Source organism: Modestobacter sp. VKM Ac-2986, assembly GCF_026967795.1.
Classification (GTDB): Bacteria; Actinomycetota; Actinomycetes; order Mycobacteriales; family Geodermatophilaceae; genus Modestobacter.
In genome coordinates this window covers 270,310-285,479 of record NZ_JAPVBH010000004.1, presented here as the reverse complement: position 1 = coordinate 285,479, position 15,170 = coordinate 270,310, and the positions used below count along the sequence as shown (strand labels likewise).

Here is a 15,170-nt window from a genome sequence, read left to right as displayed (position 1 = left end):
CCGGACGGGTGGTCCAGCCGTCCCGACGACCGGCGTGTCGCAGGGCGCGGTTAGGGTCGGGAGCGTGACAGCAGCTGGGGCCGACCTGACCCTGCGGCACCCGGTCGAGCGGTTCACGCTCGACAACGGGCTGCGGGTGGTGCTCGCGCCGGACCGGAGCGTTCCCGTCGTCGCCGTGAGCGTCTACTACGACGTCGGCATGAGGTCCGAGCCCCCGGGTCGCACCGGCTTCGCCCACCTCTTCGAGCACATGATGTTCCAGGGGTCGGCGAACGTGCCGAAGATGGAGCACGCCCGGCTCGTGCAGGCCGCCGGCGGCACCTTCAACGGCTCGACCCACCAGGACTACACGAACTACTTCCAGGCGCTGCCCTCCGAGGCGCTGGAGCGCGCTGTCTTCCTGGAGGCCGACCGGATGGCGGCCCCGGCGATCACCGAGGAGAACCTCCGCAACCAGATCGACGTGGTGAAGGAGGAGATCCGGGTCAACGTGCTCAACCGGCCCTACGGCGCCTTCCCCTGGCTGCAGCTGCCGCCGATCGCGTTCGAGAGCTTCGCCAACACCCACGACGGCTACGGCTCCTTCGTCGACCTGGAGTCCTCCACCGTCGACGACGCGACCGACTTCTTCTCCCGCTACTACGCCCCGGCCAACGCGGTGTTGTGCATCGGCGGCGACCTGGACGTCGCCGAGGCCGAGGTGCTCGTCCGCCGCTGGTTCGACGCCGTGCCGGCCCGGCCGGCCCCGCCCGCGCCGGTGGTGGGGGAGCCCTCGCCGACCACCGCCCGCCGCGGCGTCGTCGAGGACCCGCTGGCCCCGCTGCCCGCGGTGGCCGTCGGCTGGCGGGTGCCCGACCCGGTCGGGGACCTGGACACCTACCTCGGCACCGTGCTGCTCACCGAGCTGCTCAGCGAGGGCGACGCCTCCCGGCTGGAGCGCCGGCTGCTGCACACCGACCGGATCGCGGTCGGCCAGAGCAGCTACCTCGGCCTGTTCGGTGACCCCTTCGACGTCCGCGACGCCACGCTGCTGGTCAGCGAGGTGCACCACTCCGCCGACGTCCCGGTCGAGCGGGTGCTGACCGCGGTGCACGAGGAGGTCGACCGGGTCGCCACCGACGGCGTCGAGCCCGCCGAGCTCGCCCGCGTGCAGGCCCGGATCGAGGCCCAGCTGCTGCAGCAGGCCGACTCCGTGCTCGGCCGCACGCTCGGCTTCGCCTCCGCGGAGTTGATCCACGGCCGCGCCGAGCTGGCCGGTGAGCTCGCCGGCCGGCTGGCCCGGGTCACCCCCGAGCAGGTGCGCACCGCGGCCGCCGGGCTCTCGCCCGACACCGCCGCCGTCCTGGAACTGCGCGCGACCGGAGGATCCAAGTGAGTGCCCCCGTCCTGGACATGTCGCTGGTGCCGCCGCTGGGCGAGCCCCGCCCGGCCCTGGTCCCGGAGGTCCACGAGACCACCCTGCCCAACGGGCTGCGGCTGGTCGTCGTCCCGCGTCCGGGCGTGCCGCTGGTCGAGCTGCGGCTGCGCATCCCCTTCGCGGCCACCGCACGGACGGCGGCGGCGCACACCGCCCGCGCCTCGGTGCTGACCGGTGCGGTGCTGATGGGCACTGCGGCGCACGACCAGCTCGAGATCGCCCAGCTGCTGCAGGCCCAGGGCGGCGAGATGTCGGTGTCCGACGACGCCGACCGGCTGCTGTTCTCCACCACCATGCTGCCCACCGGCCTGGGCCCGGTGCTCGGCGTGCTGGCCGAGCTGCTCACCTCTGCGACCTACCCCGGCGGGCAGGTCCAGGCCGAGCGCGACCGGGTGGTCGAGCGGATCGAGATCGCCCGCTCCCAGCCCCGCACCATCGCCGGCACCGCACTGGCCACCCGGCGGTACGGCGCCCACCCCTACGGCCAGCAGCTGCCCTCGGCCGCCCTGGTCGCCGGCGTCACCCCGGCCGCGCTGCGCAAGCTGCACCGGGAGCGCGTCCGCCCGGCCGGCAGCACGCTGGTGCTGGTCGGCGACGTCGACCCCGCGGCCGCGGCCGACCTGGTCGGCTCCGCGCTGGCCGGCTGGACCACCGAGGGCACCGCCGTCACCGCTCCGCCCGTGCCGCTCACGCCGGCGCAGCCGCTGCAGCTGGTCCACCGTCCCGGTGCGGTCCAGTCCAACCTGCGCCTGGGTGGCCGTGCACCGGGCCGCACCGACCCCCAGCTCCCCGCCCTCCGGCTGGCGAGCATGGTCTTCGGCGGCTACTTCTCCTCCCGCCTGGTGGAGAACATCCGCGAGCGCCGCGGCTACACCTACAGCCCGCGCAGCGGTGTGGAGCACCTGCTCGCCGGCTCGACGTTCACCGTCGAGGCCGACGTCGCCACCGGCGTCACCGGCCCGGCGCTGATGGAGACCGTCTACGAGCTCAGCCGCATGGCGCTCACCCCGGTCACCGAGGCCGAGCTGGACTCCGCCCGCCGCTACCTGCTGGGCACCATGGCCCTCGGGACGGCGACCCATGGCGGGCTGGCCAGCACCCTGTCGGCGCTGTTCGGGGCGGGCCTGTCGGCCGAGTGGCTGGCCGAGCACCAGCGGGCGCTGCTCACCGTCGGCATCGACGAGGTCACCGAGGCCTCGCGGCAGTGGCTGGCACCCTCCGCGCTCACCGCGGTCGTCGTCGGCGACGCCGACCAGGTCACCGACCAGCTCCGCGTCCTGGGTCCGGTCGAGGTCGGCGTGCCGGCCGCTGAAGCCCAGCCGTGACCGTCCCCGCCGGCGGTAGTTCGACGGCCGACAACCCGCCGCCGTCCCGCGGCGAGTGGCCCGACGACAGCCGGGCCGGTGCGGTCACCGACGTCCCCCTGCTGTCGCGCACCGCGCACGACCGTGGGCACCTCGAGCGGCTGCTGCCCGACCCGGCGCGGGGCCGGCCGGTGCGGGTGCTGCTGGTCGACGACCAGCGCAACGTCCCGGTGCACGAGGGGCCGGAGGGTCCCGCGCTGGTCTTCGACGAGCGCGCGACCTACCCCGAGGGCGCGATCTACCTGGGCGAGGCCGACGGCGTCCCGTACGCGGCGCTGCGCGCGCCGCGCCCGGACACCGTGGGCGGACAGCCGGTCGGCAGCTGGACCGGGCTGCGCCAGGTGGGCGCCCAGCTCGACGACCTCGACGCCGGGCTGCTGTCCCAGACGATCGGGATCATCGAGTGGCACGAGCGGAACCGGTTCTCCCCGATCACCGGCGCCCGCACGACGGTCGAGCGGTCCGGCTGGGCCCAGCGCGACCCGGAGAGCGGCCGGGAGGTCTTCCCCCGCACCGACCCCGCCGTGATCATGCTGGTGCACGACGGCGGCGACCGGTGCGTGCTCGGCCGGCAGGCCGCGTGGCCCGCGGGCCGGTTCTCGATCCTGGCCGGCTTCGTCGAGCCGGGGGAGTCCGCCGAGGCGGCGGTCGCCCGCGAGGTCGCCGAGGAGGTCGGCATCGGGGTCACCGACATCCGCTATGTCTCCAGCCAGCCCTGGCCGTTCCCGCAGTCGCTGATGCTCGGTTACGTCGCCCGGGCCACCGACCTCGAACTTGCCGTCGACGACGACGAGATCGAGGAGGCCCGCTGGTTCACCCGGGACGAGCTGCGTTCCGGCACCGGCCCGCAGGCCCTGCCGCCGAACGTCTCGATCGCCCGGCACATCATCGACCGCTGGGTGGCCGGCGAGTTCTCCTGAGGGAGGGCCCTCGTGCGGCTGCACGGGGGCCGGAGCACACCTAGGCGAACCGGCCCTGGAGGACGAGGGCCGGGCGGTCGGCGTGGTCGGCGAGCACCACGGCGTCGGCCAGGGACACCGGGTCGACCTCGTCGTCGTAGCGGTCGAAGGCCGGCAGCTCCCAGGCGCGGTCGGCCGGCACCCGACGCCGGCGGGCCGCAGGGGAGACGCGCAGGTGCACGACGACGTCGAAGGCCAGTCCGAGTCCCTGCAGCAGTGACCCCGGCACGAGCAGCACGCCGCCCTCGGGTGCCGGGTGGTGCGGCAGCCGGGCGGCACGGTCCCGCGCCAGGTCCCACAGCGCCGGCAGGTACTCACCCGACCCGTGCGGTCCGCACCGGTCCAGCACCTCGCGGGCCAGCGCCCCGCTGTCCAGCCAGTCGCTGTAGCGCGCATCCGGGTCGGTGCGCCCGTGCTCCAGCCGCAGCGACGCCGGCCGGTAGAACCCCTCGGCCGGGACGACGACCGACGGCCGGCTCAGGCTCGGCAGCCGCTCGGCGAGCGCGTCCGCCAGCACCTGCGGCCCGGTCACCCCGGCCCTCCCGGGCAGGTCGGGCCCGTCCACGGCGACCCGCAGCGCGGTCGCACCCGGCTCGGGCGGCACGGCGGCGAGCAGGGCGGCCAGCCGGTCGGCGAGCGCGTCCGGCGAGAGCGGGAGCGGGGAGGTCAGCTCATCGTCCCGGGCTCGGCGGAGCGCTCCGGAGCGGTCGGGTCCGGGTCGCCCGGCCGCGGGGACGCCGGGCGCAGCGGCAGCCCGTCCAGCACCTCGGCGGCCAGGTCGGTGGCCGGGCGGCCCTGTGAGCGGGCCCGCCCGCGCAGGTCCTCGAACGCCGCGCGTGGGGTGGTGCCGTGCCGCTCGGCCAGCACCCCGATGGCGCGCTCGATGGAGACCCGCGCGGCGAGGGCGTGCTCGAGCTGGCCCACCGTGCGGCGGAGGGCCGCGAGCTCGGCGTCGCGCGGGTCAGGGGCGTCGGCCGGGTCCAGGCCGGCACCGCCGGCGGTGGCCCGGGCCGCCCGCCGGCTGGCCCGGTCCGGCTCCGGTCCCGCGCCGAGCTCGCTGGTCAGCAGATCGGCCAGGGTCATGGCCTCCACGAGGGTCAGCCCGTCGCGGACGACGTCGGCCGGCTCCGGCTCCGGGGTGGCGTGCCGGTCGCCGCTGAGCACCGCCCACCCCCGGGTCGTGCGGACGACGACCGCGGCCGGGCCACCGGAGGGGCCGTGCAGCACCCCGGGCGGGAACGCGACCGGGATCGGCCGGCGCACCGTCGGCTCCTCGCCGGACGGTGCGTCACCGCAGCCACCCGGAGGGCGGTCGTCGCCCCCCGAGGGCCGCGGTCCCGGGATCACGCGCGGGGTGACGCCGCGAGCTGGGCCTTGACCTGGTCGATGCTCGGGTTGGTGAGCGCGGTGCCGTCGGTGAACACCAGCGTGGGCACCGTCTGGTTGCCCCCGTTGGCGGCCATCACGACGTCGGCCGCGCCGTCGACCTCCTCGATGTTCACCTCGGCGAACTCGATGCCCTCGCGCTGCATCAGCTTCTTCAACCGCATGCAGTAGCCGCACCAGTTGGTCGTGTACATCGTCACCGCGGCTGCCGGAGCGCTCATCTGGTCGATCCTCCCTCGTCGTTCCCCGGGCGGGACACCCGGGTGGGGGTGTGCCGGCGTCGGGGTGTGCCGCACGCGCAACGTCGCCGTCCTGGGGATGCTTCCCCCCGCTCGCCCGCCCGGCTGGGAGGATCCTCACGTGGGGACGACAGAGGTGGCAGGCGCGCGGACGGGCACGGGGGGAGCGGCGGGAGCGGACGCCGTCCTGGCCGGGCTGGACGAACAGCAGCGGGCCGCCGCGGAGGCCGTGCGGGGCCCGGTGTGCATCCTCGCCGGCGCCGGGACGGGCAAGACCCGCACCATCACCCACCGGATCGCCTACGGCGTCCACCTGGGGGAGTACGTGCCCGAGCAGGTGCTCGCGGTGACCTTCACCGCCCGCGCCGCCGGGGAGCTGCGCGGCCGGCTGTCGGCGCTGGGCGTCGGCGGGGTGCAGGCCCGCACCTTCCACGCCGCGGCGATGCGCCAGCTCCGCTACTTCGCGCCCCGGGTGCTGGGCGGCCCGATGCCCGAGCTGATCGAGAACAAGCTCCGGGTCGTCGCCGGCGCGGCCACCCGCAACCGGCTCACCACCGACCGCACCAGCCTGCGGGACCTGGCCAGCGAGATCGAGTGGGCCAAGACGACGCTGGCCACGCCGGAGGACTACCCGGCCCGCGCCGCCGCGGCCGGCCGCGACCTGCCCTTCGACGCCGCCGCCGTGGCCGCGGTCTACCAGAGCTACGAGGAGGCCAAGTCCCGCGACGGGGCCCTGGACTTCGAGGACCTGCTGCTGGTCACCGCCTACGCCATCGAGGAGCACCGGGACGTCGCCCGCGAGGTGCGCGCCCAGTACCGGCACTTCGTCGTCGACGAGTACCAGGACGTCAACCCGCTGCAGCAGCGGCTGCTCGACGCCTGGCTCGGCGGCCGGGCCGAGGTGTGCGTGGTCGGCGACCCGAACCAGACGATCTACTCCTTCACCGGGGCCGACCCGGAGTACCTGCTGGGCTTCGCCGACCGCTACGGCGACGCCGAGGTGGTCAAGCTCGAGCGCGACTACCGGTCCACGCCCCAGGTCGTCGGCCTGGCCAACAAGCTCATCGGCCAGGCCCCGCCCCGCAAGGGCCTGCCCGGGCTCCGGCTGCTGGGCCAGCGCGCCGAGGGCCCCGCGCCCCGGTTCGTCGAGCACGACGACGAGCCGGCCGAGGCCGCGGCGGTCGCGCGGGCCTGCCGCGAGCTGGTCGACAGCGGGCTGCCGGCGAGTGAGATCGCCGTCCTGTTCCGGATCAACGCCCAGTCGCAGGTCTACGAGTCGGCGCTGGCGGACCTCGGGGTGCCGTACGTGCTCAAGGGCGGCGAGCGGTTCTTCGAGCGGCCCGAGGTGCGCGAGGCGGTCGTGCTGCTGCGCGGCGCGGCCGCCGGCGGCAACGACCCCGGTGCCCTGGTGCCCGCCGTCCGCGACGTGCTGGCCTCGGTCGGCTGGGCCGAGCACCGGCCGCCGCCCGGTGGCGCGGCCCGCGACCGCTGGCAGTCCCTGGCCGCCCTGGTCGACCTGGCCGTCGACCTGGTCTCCGAGCAGCCCACCCTCGACCTCGCCGGGTTCGTCGCCCACCTGGCCGAGCGGGCCAACGCCCAGCACGCCCCGACCGTGCAGGGCGTCACCCTGGCCTCGATGCACGCCGCGAAGGGCCTGGAGTGGGACGCCGTCTTCGTCGTCGGCCTGGTCGACGGCGTCGTCCCGATCGCCCAGTCGCAGTCCCGGCCGGAGGCGGTGGAGGAGGAACGGCGGCTGCTGTACGTCGCGGTGACCCGCGCCCGGGAGCAGCTGACGCTGTCCTGGTCGCTGGCGCGCAACCCCGGCGGACGGCGCTCGCGACCCCGCAGCCGCTTCCTCGACGGCCTCGCCCCGGACGCCGCCGCCGCGGTCCGGCGTCCGGTGAAGCGGGCCAAGGTCGTGCTGGACGGCGAGGCCGGGGAGCTGTTCGAGCGCCTGCGGACCTGGCGCAGCGCCGCCGCCCAGGAGGCCTCGGTGCCGGCCTACGTCGTCTTCACCGACGCCACACTGCAGGCGATCGCCGAGGCCAGGCCCGGGACGCTCGCCGAGCTGTCGGGCCTGCCCGGCGTGGGCTCGCGCAAGCTGGACCTCTACGGCGCCGGGGTGCTGTCGGCCATCGAGGACGCGCAGGGCTCCTGACCTGCAGAGATGACCAGTCGCAGAAGAACTCGTTAATCGGTTGACCCCCTCGCGGCGGGTCCCCTAGCCTTCGCTGCAGCACCTGGGAGTGATCCAGGACGCACCACCGGCTCCACCGCACGACACCGCACGAGTCAGCACCGGGCCAGGCCGAGAGGCCAGGTCCCGTCCCCGGAAGGAGGGGCCCCGTGAACAGCACCGACACGACGACCGTCGGCACCACCGTGACCTCTCCGGCTGCCGGCACGTGCGCTGCCGTCCTCGGCTTGGGCTGGTCGGACACCCCGGGCGCCCCGTCGACCACCACCGGTCTGCCTTTTGCGGGCATGGCTGTCCGGCTCCGCGGCTGGAAGGCCGCCGAGGGCCGCACCCACGCCACCGGTGTCCTGTCCGGCACCGGCGTCCTGCCCACCGTCCAGATCGATGCACAGCGTCGTCCCGCCACCCCTGGCGGCTACGCCGAGCGCACCAACAGCACCCCGGGTGACCTGCCTCCGGTAGGCCCACTGAGCTAGCAGCTCAGCTGGACCTCCCCACGAGGCCGCGGATCCCGGACACCGGGAACCGCGGCCTCTGTCCTTTCTCAGGCCTTGTCCGCGGCCCCCACCGACCACCCGGTCGGCGGGTCTCCGCCGACCGGACGCACGCACTGAGGAAGAGGAGGAGCGACCGTGCACACCACGATCGACCCCGCGACGTCCCACCGTCGGCCCGGGCTCGACCGCACGCACGTGTCCACCCAGGCACCGGCGGGGCAGGTCGTCCGCCGGGCGCTGCCCTGCCGCGTCCAGGACCCCGACCTGTGGTTCGCCGAGAGCCCCGACCAGCTCGAGCAGGCCAAGCGCCTGTGCGTGGAGTGCCCGGTGCAGGCTGCCTGCCTCGCCGGCGCCCTCGACCGGGCCGAGCCCTGGGGCGTCTGGGGCGGCGAGATCTTCGACCGCGGGGTCGTCATCGCCCGCAAGCGGCCGCGGGGACGTCCCCGCAAGGTCCGGGCGGAGGTCGCCGCGTGAGGCGGCAGTCGCTCGCGGCCCGTCGTCCCGCCGTCCGGCGCCCCCGCACCGGACGTCCCGTCACCCGATGCCAGTCCGTCCCCGCGCCGCACGACGGCGCGACCCGTCCGGAGGAACCGACATGTACCTGATCGACCAGTCCCTGGTCCGCAGTCACCAGGCCGAGCGGATGGCCGAGGCCGACCGGGCCTCCCGTGCCCGCCGCGTGGTCAGCGCGAGGCGCTGGGCCCGGCGCGCCGAGCAGGCGTCCCAGCGCGCCGCCCGGGCCAGCTCCGCCGTCTGGTGACGGGGGAGCCGGCGTGCGTCCCGGTCGGGAGACCGCAGTCTCCCGACCGGGACGTCCTGAGCCGCCGGGGTCGTCCCGGCGCAGGTCAGGCGAAGCCGGGGAGCCACTCCTCGCAGATCCCGCGGTAGGGCGCCTCGGCGTCGAGCTGGCAGAGCACGCCGATCGACCCGATCGTCACCCGGTGGATGAGCAGGTACGCCGGCGGCAGGTTCAGCTGCCGGCCGAGCCGGCTGGCGTCGCTGCGCGGGTCGCCGATCCGGGTGGCCTGCTCCTGCATCCAGGCACGGGTGAACCGGAACGACGGCGTGGACAGCGGGGCGAGGAACGGGGAGATGAAGTCCAGCACCGCCTGGGCGTCGACGTCGACGTCCTGGCGGACGAAGCCCTCCGCGCGCAGGTCGGTGAGCACGTCCTCGGCCCGGCCGGCCAGTGCCCACTGCACCAGGCGGCCGATCGGCTCGGGCAGCCCGTCGGGCAGCCGGGCGGTGGCGCCGAAGTCGATGACCCCGAGCCGGCCGTCGGGCATCAGCCGGAAGTTGCCCGGGTGCGGGTCGGCGTGCAGCAGGCCGGCGCGCTGCGGGCCGGAGAAGTGCAGCACGGCCATCAGCCGACCGGCCCGGTCCCGCTGCTCACGGGTGCCCTCGGCGGTGATCCGGGACAGCGGGGTGCCCTCGAGCCACTCCGAGACGATGACCTTCGGGGCGCTGGCCACGATCCGCGGGACGACGATCTGCTCGTCGTCGGTGTAGGCCCTGGCGAACGCGCGCTGGGCGTCGGCCTCCAGGCCGTAGTCGAGCTCCTCCTCGGCCCGGGCCTTCAGCTCGGCGATGAGCGGCTTGACCTCCATGCCGGGGAACATCGCCGCGAACAGGCGGGCGAAGCGGGCCAGCTGGTTGAGGTCGGCCATCAGCGCCGGGCCCGCACCCGGGTACTGGATCTTCACCGCGACGTCGCGGCCGTCCCGCCAGGTGGCCTTGTGCACCTGGCCGATGCTGGCCGCGGCCGCGGGGGTGTCGTCGAAGTCGCGGAACCGCTCGCGCCAGCGGGCACCCAGCTGCTGGCCCAGCACCGCGTGGACGGTGCGCACCGGCATCGGCGGCGCGGCCTCCTGCAGCTTGACCAGTGCCTCGCGGTACGGGCCGGCCACCTCCTCGGGCACCGCGGCCTCGAAGATCGACAGCTGCTGGCCCAGCTTCATCGCCCCGCCCTTGAGCTGGCCGAGGACGGCGAACAGCTGCTCGGCGGCCTTCTCCTGGAGCTCGGCGTTCACCTCGTCGGCCGGCCGGCCGGACAGGCGCTTGCCGATGCCGAGCGTGGCCCGGCCGGCAGCCCCCAGCGGCAGTGCGGCAAGACGGGCCGTGCGGGACACGGACCCCCGTGGGATGTCGCGCCCGGTGTCACTCACCCCCACAGTGTCCCCTGTCGGGGCCGACCGTGCCCCGGCCGAGCCCGACGGCCCGGCCGGCCGCACTCAGCCACCGGAGGCGGCCGGCCGCCCGGCGGCCCCGCAGTCGCAGTCCGGGTGCGGTGGCCACCGGCGCACCCGGGGGAGCAGGTCCGGTGGGCGCAGCTCCAGCGTCGCCCCGACCGTGGCCGGTTCGTCGTCGCCGTCGAGGAGGGCGAGGACCTGCACCGCGGCGGTGAGCGCCGTGAGCAGGCAGGTGACCGTGGCGCCGCTGGGCCCGGGGTCGGCCCCGGCGAGCTGCGCGGCCAGCCGCGGCCACGCCGGGTCGTCGTCCCGCCGCCGGGCGTCGGCGCAGCGCAGGCAGCTGCTGGTCGTCCCGGGCAGCACCAGCGGGCCGACGACGCCGGTCTCCCCGCGCACGGTGGCCACCAGGTGGGGCGTGCCCGCGTGCTGCAGCGCCGCCGACAGCGGGTCGGCGGCGGCCCAGGGGCGGCACAGCACGACCAGGTCCGGCGTGTGCCCGGGCGGCAGTGGTCGCAGGTCGGTGAGCGGGCTGACCCGCCGGACGGCGTCGGCCGCGGCCAGGGCCCGGGGCCGTCCCTCGTCGGACGCGGTGGCCCCGCCGACGACGGCGTCCCCGGCCAGGGTGGGCCCGCGGTCGCGCACGTGCACGCGGCCGACGCCACTGGCCGCGAGCACCGCCGCCAGCGGTGTGCCCACCCGGGTCGCCCCGTCGACGACGACGGCGCTCTGCCGGCGGGACCGCCAGCGCCCGGCCGCGCCCGCCCGGGGGACGGCCGCCGGCAGCTCCAGCCCGGCCCGGGCGGTGGCCGCCGGCCCCGGGTCGGTCGCCAGCAGGTCGGCGGCGGCCAGGTCGTGCAGCAGCCCCGCGCCGCGCAGGCCGGCCAGCAGGTCCTCGACCACCTCGACCGGGAACCCGGCCGCCACCGACTCGCTGCGCACCGCCCGCTCGCTGCGCCGGCCGTCCAGACCCCGCAGCAGCGCGGCGACCTCGGTGCCGGCGGGGTGCAACCGCAGGCCCGCCCGGCCGTCGACGCCACCGACCTGCACGAGGTCGTCGTCCAGCCGGAGCACCGGGGTCGCGGCGGGCAGCAGGGGGTGCGGGCTCTCGGTCATCGCTGGCAGCGTGCCAGCGCGGCGACCGGTCCGCGGCCGTCGTCCACAGGGTGTCCCGGCGCGTCGGCGCGGGATCGGGCCGGGCGGGCCGTAGGTTCCCGCGGGGCGCAGTGGACGCACGTTGCCCACACCCTGTGGACACAGCTGTGGACACGGTGGGGACCCGTCGGGGTGTCGCTGTGCACCGACGGGGGAACCAGCGGGTGACGGAGAGCCCAACCGGGCGTGAACGCCGTCCTCACCTGCACGGACGTGGACGGCCCCCTGTGGACCGCGACGGCGGCGTTACGCCGTTCGGGGGACGCCGTCGGACCCGGTGTCCACTGTCCGTGTGCACCTGTCCACGTCCGGGTGTCCTCGGCAGGAGGCCGTCGCCGCCGACGGTTACGGTGCGTTCGTGCAACCACGACCTGACCGCCGCCCGCCGGGTGCGTCGACGGCCGCCCTCCCCGCCGTGCGGACGGCCCCCCGCCCGGACACCGAGGTGGAGGTCCGTCGCAGCGCCCGGCGCCGGCGCACCGTCACCGCCTTCCGCGAGAACGGCCGCACCGTGGTGCTCATCCCCGCGGCCTTCAGCGCCGCCGAGGAGCGGCGCTGGGTCGACCAGATGGTCGCCAAGCTGCAGACCCGCGAGGAGCGCAAGCGGCGCAACCTGGCCTCCGACGAGGACCTGATGGTGCGCGCCCTCGAGCTGTCCGACGCCCACCTCGGTGGCCGTGCGGTGCCCGCCAGCATCCGGTGGGTCGACAACCAGAACCGCCGCTGGGGCTCCTGCACCCCGGCCGACCGGTCCATCCGGCTGTCCAGCCGGCTGCGCGGCATGCCCGAGTTCGTCGTCGACTACGTGCTCGTGCACGAGCTCGCCCACCTCCTCGAGGCCAGCCACGACGAGCACTTCTGGGCGCTGGTGCGGGCCTACCCGCAGGCCGACCGGGCGCTGGGCTTCCTGGAGGGCGTCGAGCACGGCTCCGCCGGGAACGGCCGGCCCGGCGACGACGACCTGGAGCCCGGCGCCGTCGCCTGACGGCGGCCCCCTCGCCCCCCGACCCACGCTCCGCGCGGGCCGGGCCCCTGCGAGGGGGCCGGGCCGGTCAGCCTTGGGGGGTGGGGCCCTCGGTGCTGTCGCCGTCCTCGCGGTCGTCGCGGGGGTCCGGGCCCTCGGTCAGCTCGGCGAAGGGGTCGGCCGCGCCCTGGCGGGTCACGAAGTCCAGCGGCTCGTCCAGGTCGTCGGACGTGGGCAGCAGGTCCGGGTGCGACCACAGGCGGTCCCGCTCGGCCGGGCCGTACTTCTGGGCCATCGCGCCCCACACCGTGCTGGCGTCGCGGGCCCGGCGCGGCCGCAGGTGCAGCCCGACCAGGGTGGCGAACGTCTGCTCGGCCGGACCGCCGGAGGCCCGCCGCCGGCGCATCGTCTCGGCCAGCGCCGAGTGGCCGGGCAGCCGCTCGGCGGCCGCGGCGGCCACGATGGTGTCGACCCAGCCCTCGACCAGGGCCAGCAGGGTCTCCAGCCGGCGCAGCGCCATGGCCTGCTCGGGGGTCTCCTCCGGCTCGAGCACACCGCTGCCCAGCAGTCGCTGGATGCTCTCGGGGTCCTGCGGGTCCAGCCCGCCCTCCATGCCGCTCATCGCCTCGTCGAGACCGCGCTGGATGGCCTCGGGGTCGACGTGGATGCCACGGGCGTAGGCGTGCACCGCGTCGGTGAGCTGCTGGCGCAGCCACGGGACGTGGGCGAACAGGCGCTGGTGGGCGGCCTCGCGCAGGGCGAGGAAGAGGCGGACCTCGTCCTCGGGGCGGTCGAGCCCAGCGCCGAAGGCGGTCACGTTCTGCGGCACGAGCACGCCGGCGCCCTTGGGCCCCAGCGGCAGGCCGACCTCGGTGCTGGTGGTGACCTCGTCGGCCAGCTTGGCCAGCGCCTGGCCGACCTGGGCGCCGAACATCACGCCGCCCATCTGGCCCATGATCCCGGCGAGGGGGCCGGCGATCTGGGCGGCCTCGGCCGGCAGCGCGCTGGTCATCGCGGCGACGACGCGCTCGGCCAGCGGGTCGATGAGGGCGCTCCACGCCGGCAGGGTCTGCTCGACCCACTCCACCCGCGACCAGGCCAGCCCGCGGTCGATGCCCGAGGGCAGCTCGGTCACCTGGTCCAGCCACAGGTCGGCCAGCCGCAGGGACTCCGCGACCGCGGCGCGCTCGGCGGCCGAGGTGGGCTGGTGGCCGGGGGCGAGCTGGCTGATCGCGCCCTGGCGGGCGAGGTCCCAGTTCACCGGGCCGCCGGAGTAGTTCATCAGCTTCTGCAGCTCGGCGAACAGCGGCATCCCGCCCAGCAGCTGGGAGGGGTCGCCCCCACCGGGACCGCCGAATCCGGTGCCGCCCATGCCGCCGAACAGTGCGCCCAGGCCGAACGGGTCGTTGGCGCTGGGGCCGGTGCCGCCGGGTCCGACACCGCCGGGGCCGGTGCCGCCGGGACCGTCGGACTCGCCTCGGCGCTCGGGGTCGCGGTCAGGGAGTCCGAAGCCGAAGGGCACGTCGCTCATGCCCCCACCGTAACCGCGCGCACCCCGGCCCGACCCGGCCCGACCGGCTCACGGGGCACCGGCCGTTCCGCCCTCGGCGAACCCGCCCGGGCCGGACGGCGCCCGCGGTCACCTACGCTCGCCGTTCGACGGGTGCGCCCGCCGCGGTCCCCGGGCCGACGGTGCCGGGCGACCAGCCGACGTCGGCCGCTGGCCGCGAGGAGGAACCGTGAGTCGTCGGAGCACCGTGCTGGTGACCGGCACCGTCCTGCTGCTGCTCTTCGGGCTGCTGGGTGCCGTGCTGCCCGTGCCCTACGTCGCGCAGGTGCCCGGTCCCACCTACAACACCCTCGGCGACATCAACGGCACCCCGATCATCACCGTCACCGGCCGCGAGCCCAACGACACCTCGGGCAACCTCAACCTGACCACGGTCGGGATCCCGCAGGGCTCGCTGAACCTGGTGCGGGCGGTGCAGGGCTGGTTCGACGACGAGGTGACCGTCGTGCCGCGCGAGCAGGTCTACCCCTCGGGCAAGTCGGTGCAGGAGACCCAGGCGGAGAACCGGCAGGCCTTCCTCACCTCCGAGCAGTCCGCCCGGGGCGCCGCGCTGGCCGAGCTGGGCTACCCGGTGCAGGTCGTCGTCCAGGGGCTGCCGGAGGGCTCGCCGTCGGCCGGCCGGCTCGAGGACGGCGACGCGGTCGTGGCGGTGGACGGCACGCCGACGCCGGACCAGGACGCGCTGCTCGCCGTCCTGCAGGCCACCCCGCCGCAGACCGCGGTGCAGGTCGACTACACCCGCCTGGGCGTCCCCGGCACCGCCACGGTCACCACCGGCGCGGCCCAGGAGGGCATCGGCTCGGCGCTGGGCATCCAGGTGCTGGAGACCCCGTACGCCCCCTTCGACGTGGACATCCAGGTGGACGACGTGGGCGGTCCCTCGGCCGGGCTGATGCTCTCGCTGGGGATCATCGACATGGTCGGGGACACCGACCTGACCGAGGGCGCCGTCATCGCCGGCACCGGCACCATCGACGCCGCCGGTGCGGTCGGGCCGATCGGCGGCATCCCGCTCAAGCTCGTCTCCGCCCGCGACATCGGCGCGGTGCTGTTCCTGGTGCCGGCGGCCAACTGTGCCGAGGCCGTGGCCAACGCCCAGCCGGGTCTGCCGATGGCGAAGGTGGCGACGCTGGACGACGCCCTGACCGCGCTGGGTGACCTCCGCGCCGGGCGGACGCCCGCTCCCTGCTGACCGGGTGCGGGCCGGATCGTGGTGTGCTTGTGCCACGGCCGGGA

The 15,170-nt window shown here is 76.0% G+C and carries 15 protein-coding genes; 9 read left to right on the top strand and 6 right to left on the bottom strand.

What is annotated here, in order from left to right; translation table 11 throughout:
• The first annotated feature begins 64 nt into the window (after window positions 1-64).
• From O2W14_RS12510 to nudC, 3 genes are read left to right on the top strand one after another with little or no spacing between them, the layout of a single operon-like run.
• Window positions 65-1,375: a M16 family metallopeptidase gene (locus tag O2W14_RS12510; protein ID WP_269176422.1), complete on the top strand. Its 1,311-nt coding sequence runs from the start codon at window positions 65-67 to the stop codon at window positions 1,373-1,375.
• The gene (locus tag O2W14_RS12505) at window positions 1,372-2,742 is read left to right on the top strand and encodes a M16 family metallopeptidase (RefSeq protein ID WP_269176421.1); all 1,371 of its coding nucleotides are present in this window, start codon (window positions 1,372-1,374) and stop codon (window positions 2,740-2,742) included. Before O2W14_RS12510 ends, O2W14_RS12505 begins: the two co-directional genes overlap by 4 nt.
• On the top strand, window positions 2,739-3,701 hold the full coding sequence (nudC, locus tag O2W14_RS12500; protein WP_269176420.1) for an NAD(+) diphosphatase: 963 nt from the start codon (window positions 2,739-2,741) through the stop codon (window positions 3,699-3,701). Before O2W14_RS12505 ends, nudC begins: the two co-directional genes overlap by 4 nt.
• Window positions 3,702-3,741: 40 nt before the next feature.
• On the opposite strand, the gene O2W14_RS12495 is transcribed toward nudC, so the two are convergent.
• The 3 genes from O2W14_RS12495 to O2W14_RS12485 form a co-directional block, all read right to left on the bottom strand.
• Complete coding sequence (locus tag O2W14_RS12495) at window positions 3,742-4,344, bottom strand: uridine kinase (RefSeq protein WP_269176419.1); 603 nt, start codon at window positions 4,342-4,344, stop codon at window positions 3,742-3,744.
• A 62-nt stretch (window positions 4,345-4,406) separates the two neighbouring features.
• Window positions 4,407-5,003 (bottom strand): ANTAR domain-containing protein, encoded by a 597-nt coding sequence (locus O2W14_RS12490; protein WP_269176418.1) that lies wholly within the window; start codon window positions 5,001-5,003, stop codon window positions 4,407-4,409.
• A gap of 80 nt (window positions 5,004-5,083) precedes the next feature.
• A complete protein-coding gene (locus tag O2W14_RS12485; RefSeq protein WP_269176417.1) occupies window positions 5,084-5,347 on the bottom strand; it encodes a mycoredoxin in 264 nt (87 codons plus the stop codon).
• Window positions 5,348-5,486: 139 nt separating this feature from the next.
• Here O2W14_RS12485 and O2W14_RS12480 point away from each other — a divergent pair, with 139 nt between their 5' ends.
• The 4 genes from O2W14_RS12480 to O2W14_RS12465 all read left to right on the top strand — a co-directional run bounded on the left by O2W14_RS12480 (window position 5,487) and on the right by O2W14_RS12465 (window position 8,819).
• Entirely contained in the window at window positions 5,487-7,523 is a 2,037-nt protein-coding gene (locus tag O2W14_RS12480; protein ID WP_269176416.1) for an ATP-dependent helicase, read from the top strand.
• Between the two features lie 188 nt (window positions 7,524-7,711).
• The gene (locus tag O2W14_RS12475) at window positions 7,712-8,038 is read left to right on the top strand and encodes a hypothetical protein (RefSeq protein ID WP_269176415.1); all 327 of its coding nucleotides are present in this window, start codon (window positions 7,712-7,714) and stop codon (window positions 8,036-8,038) included.
• Between the two features lie 156 nt (window positions 8,039-8,194).
• A complete protein-coding gene (locus O2W14_RS12470) occupies window positions 8,195-8,533 on the top strand; it encodes a WhiB family transcriptional regulator (protein ID WP_269176414.1) in 339 nt (112 codons plus the stop codon).
• Between the two features lie 121 nt (window positions 8,534-8,654).
• Window positions 8,655-8,819, top strand: a complete 165-nt coding sequence (locus O2W14_RS12465; RefSeq protein WP_269176413.1) for a hypothetical protein — start codon at window positions 8,655-8,657, stop codon at window positions 8,817-8,819.
• A gap of 85 nt (window positions 8,820-8,904) precedes the next feature.
• On the opposite strand, the gene O2W14_RS12460 is transcribed toward O2W14_RS12465, so the two are convergent.
• Both O2W14_RS12460 and O2W14_RS12455 read right to left on the bottom strand, forming a co-directional pair.
• Window positions 8,905-10,188 carry an ABC1 kinase family protein gene (locus O2W14_RS12460; protein WP_269176412.1) on the bottom strand — a complete coding sequence of 428 codons (1,284 nt, stop codon included), beginning with the start codon at window positions 10,186-10,188 and terminating at the stop codon, window positions 8,905-8,907.
• 102 nt (window positions 10,189-10,290) lie between these two features.
• Entirely contained in the window at window positions 10,291-11,361 is a 1,071-nt protein-coding gene (locus O2W14_RS12455; RefSeq protein ID WP_269176411.1) for a ThiF family adenylyltransferase, read from the bottom strand.
• 397 nt (window positions 11,362-11,758) lie between these two features.
• Between O2W14_RS12455 and O2W14_RS12450 the strand changes: the two genes are divergently transcribed.
• Window positions 11,759-12,385, top strand: coding sequence for a M48 metallopeptidase family protein (locus O2W14_RS12450; RefSeq protein ID WP_269176410.1), 627 nt, complete (start codon window positions 11,759-11,761; stop codon window positions 12,383-12,385).
• A gap of 67 nt (window positions 12,386-12,452) precedes the next feature.
• On the opposite strand, the gene O2W14_RS12445 is transcribed toward O2W14_RS12450, so the two are convergent.
• Window positions 12,453-13,895, bottom strand: a complete 1,443-nt coding sequence (locus O2W14_RS12445; RefSeq protein ID WP_269176409.1) for a zinc-dependent metalloprotease — start codon at window positions 13,893-13,895, stop codon at window positions 12,453-12,455.
• Window positions 13,896-14,103: 208 nt separating this feature from the next.
• On the opposite strand from O2W14_RS12445, the gene O2W14_RS12440 reads away from it, so the two are divergent.
• Window positions 14,104-15,126, top strand: coding sequence for a YlbL family protein (locus O2W14_RS12440; protein WP_269176408.1), 1,023 nt, complete (start codon window positions 14,104-14,106; stop codon window positions 15,124-15,126).
• Window positions 15,127-15,170: the final 44 nt, after the last annotated feature.

Bases quoted from the DNA above. Each gene is read 5' to 3' on its own strand.
- O2W14_RS12465 (WP_269176413.1), top strand. From the start codon at position 8,655: ATGTACCTGATCGACCAGTCCCTGGTCCGCAGTCACCAGGCCGAGCGG.
- O2W14_RS12455 (WP_269176411.1), bottom strand. From the start codon at position 11,361: ATGACCGAGAGCCCGCACCCCCTGCTGCCCGCCGCGACCCCGGTGCTC.
- O2W14_RS12445 (WP_269176409.1), bottom strand. From the start codon at position 13,895: ATGAGCGACGTGCCCTTCGGCTTCGGACTCCCTGACCGCGACCCCGAG.
- O2W14_RS12485 (WP_269176417.1), bottom strand. From the start codon at position 5,347: ATGAGCGCTCCGGCAGCCGCGGTGACGATGTACACGACCAACTGGTGC.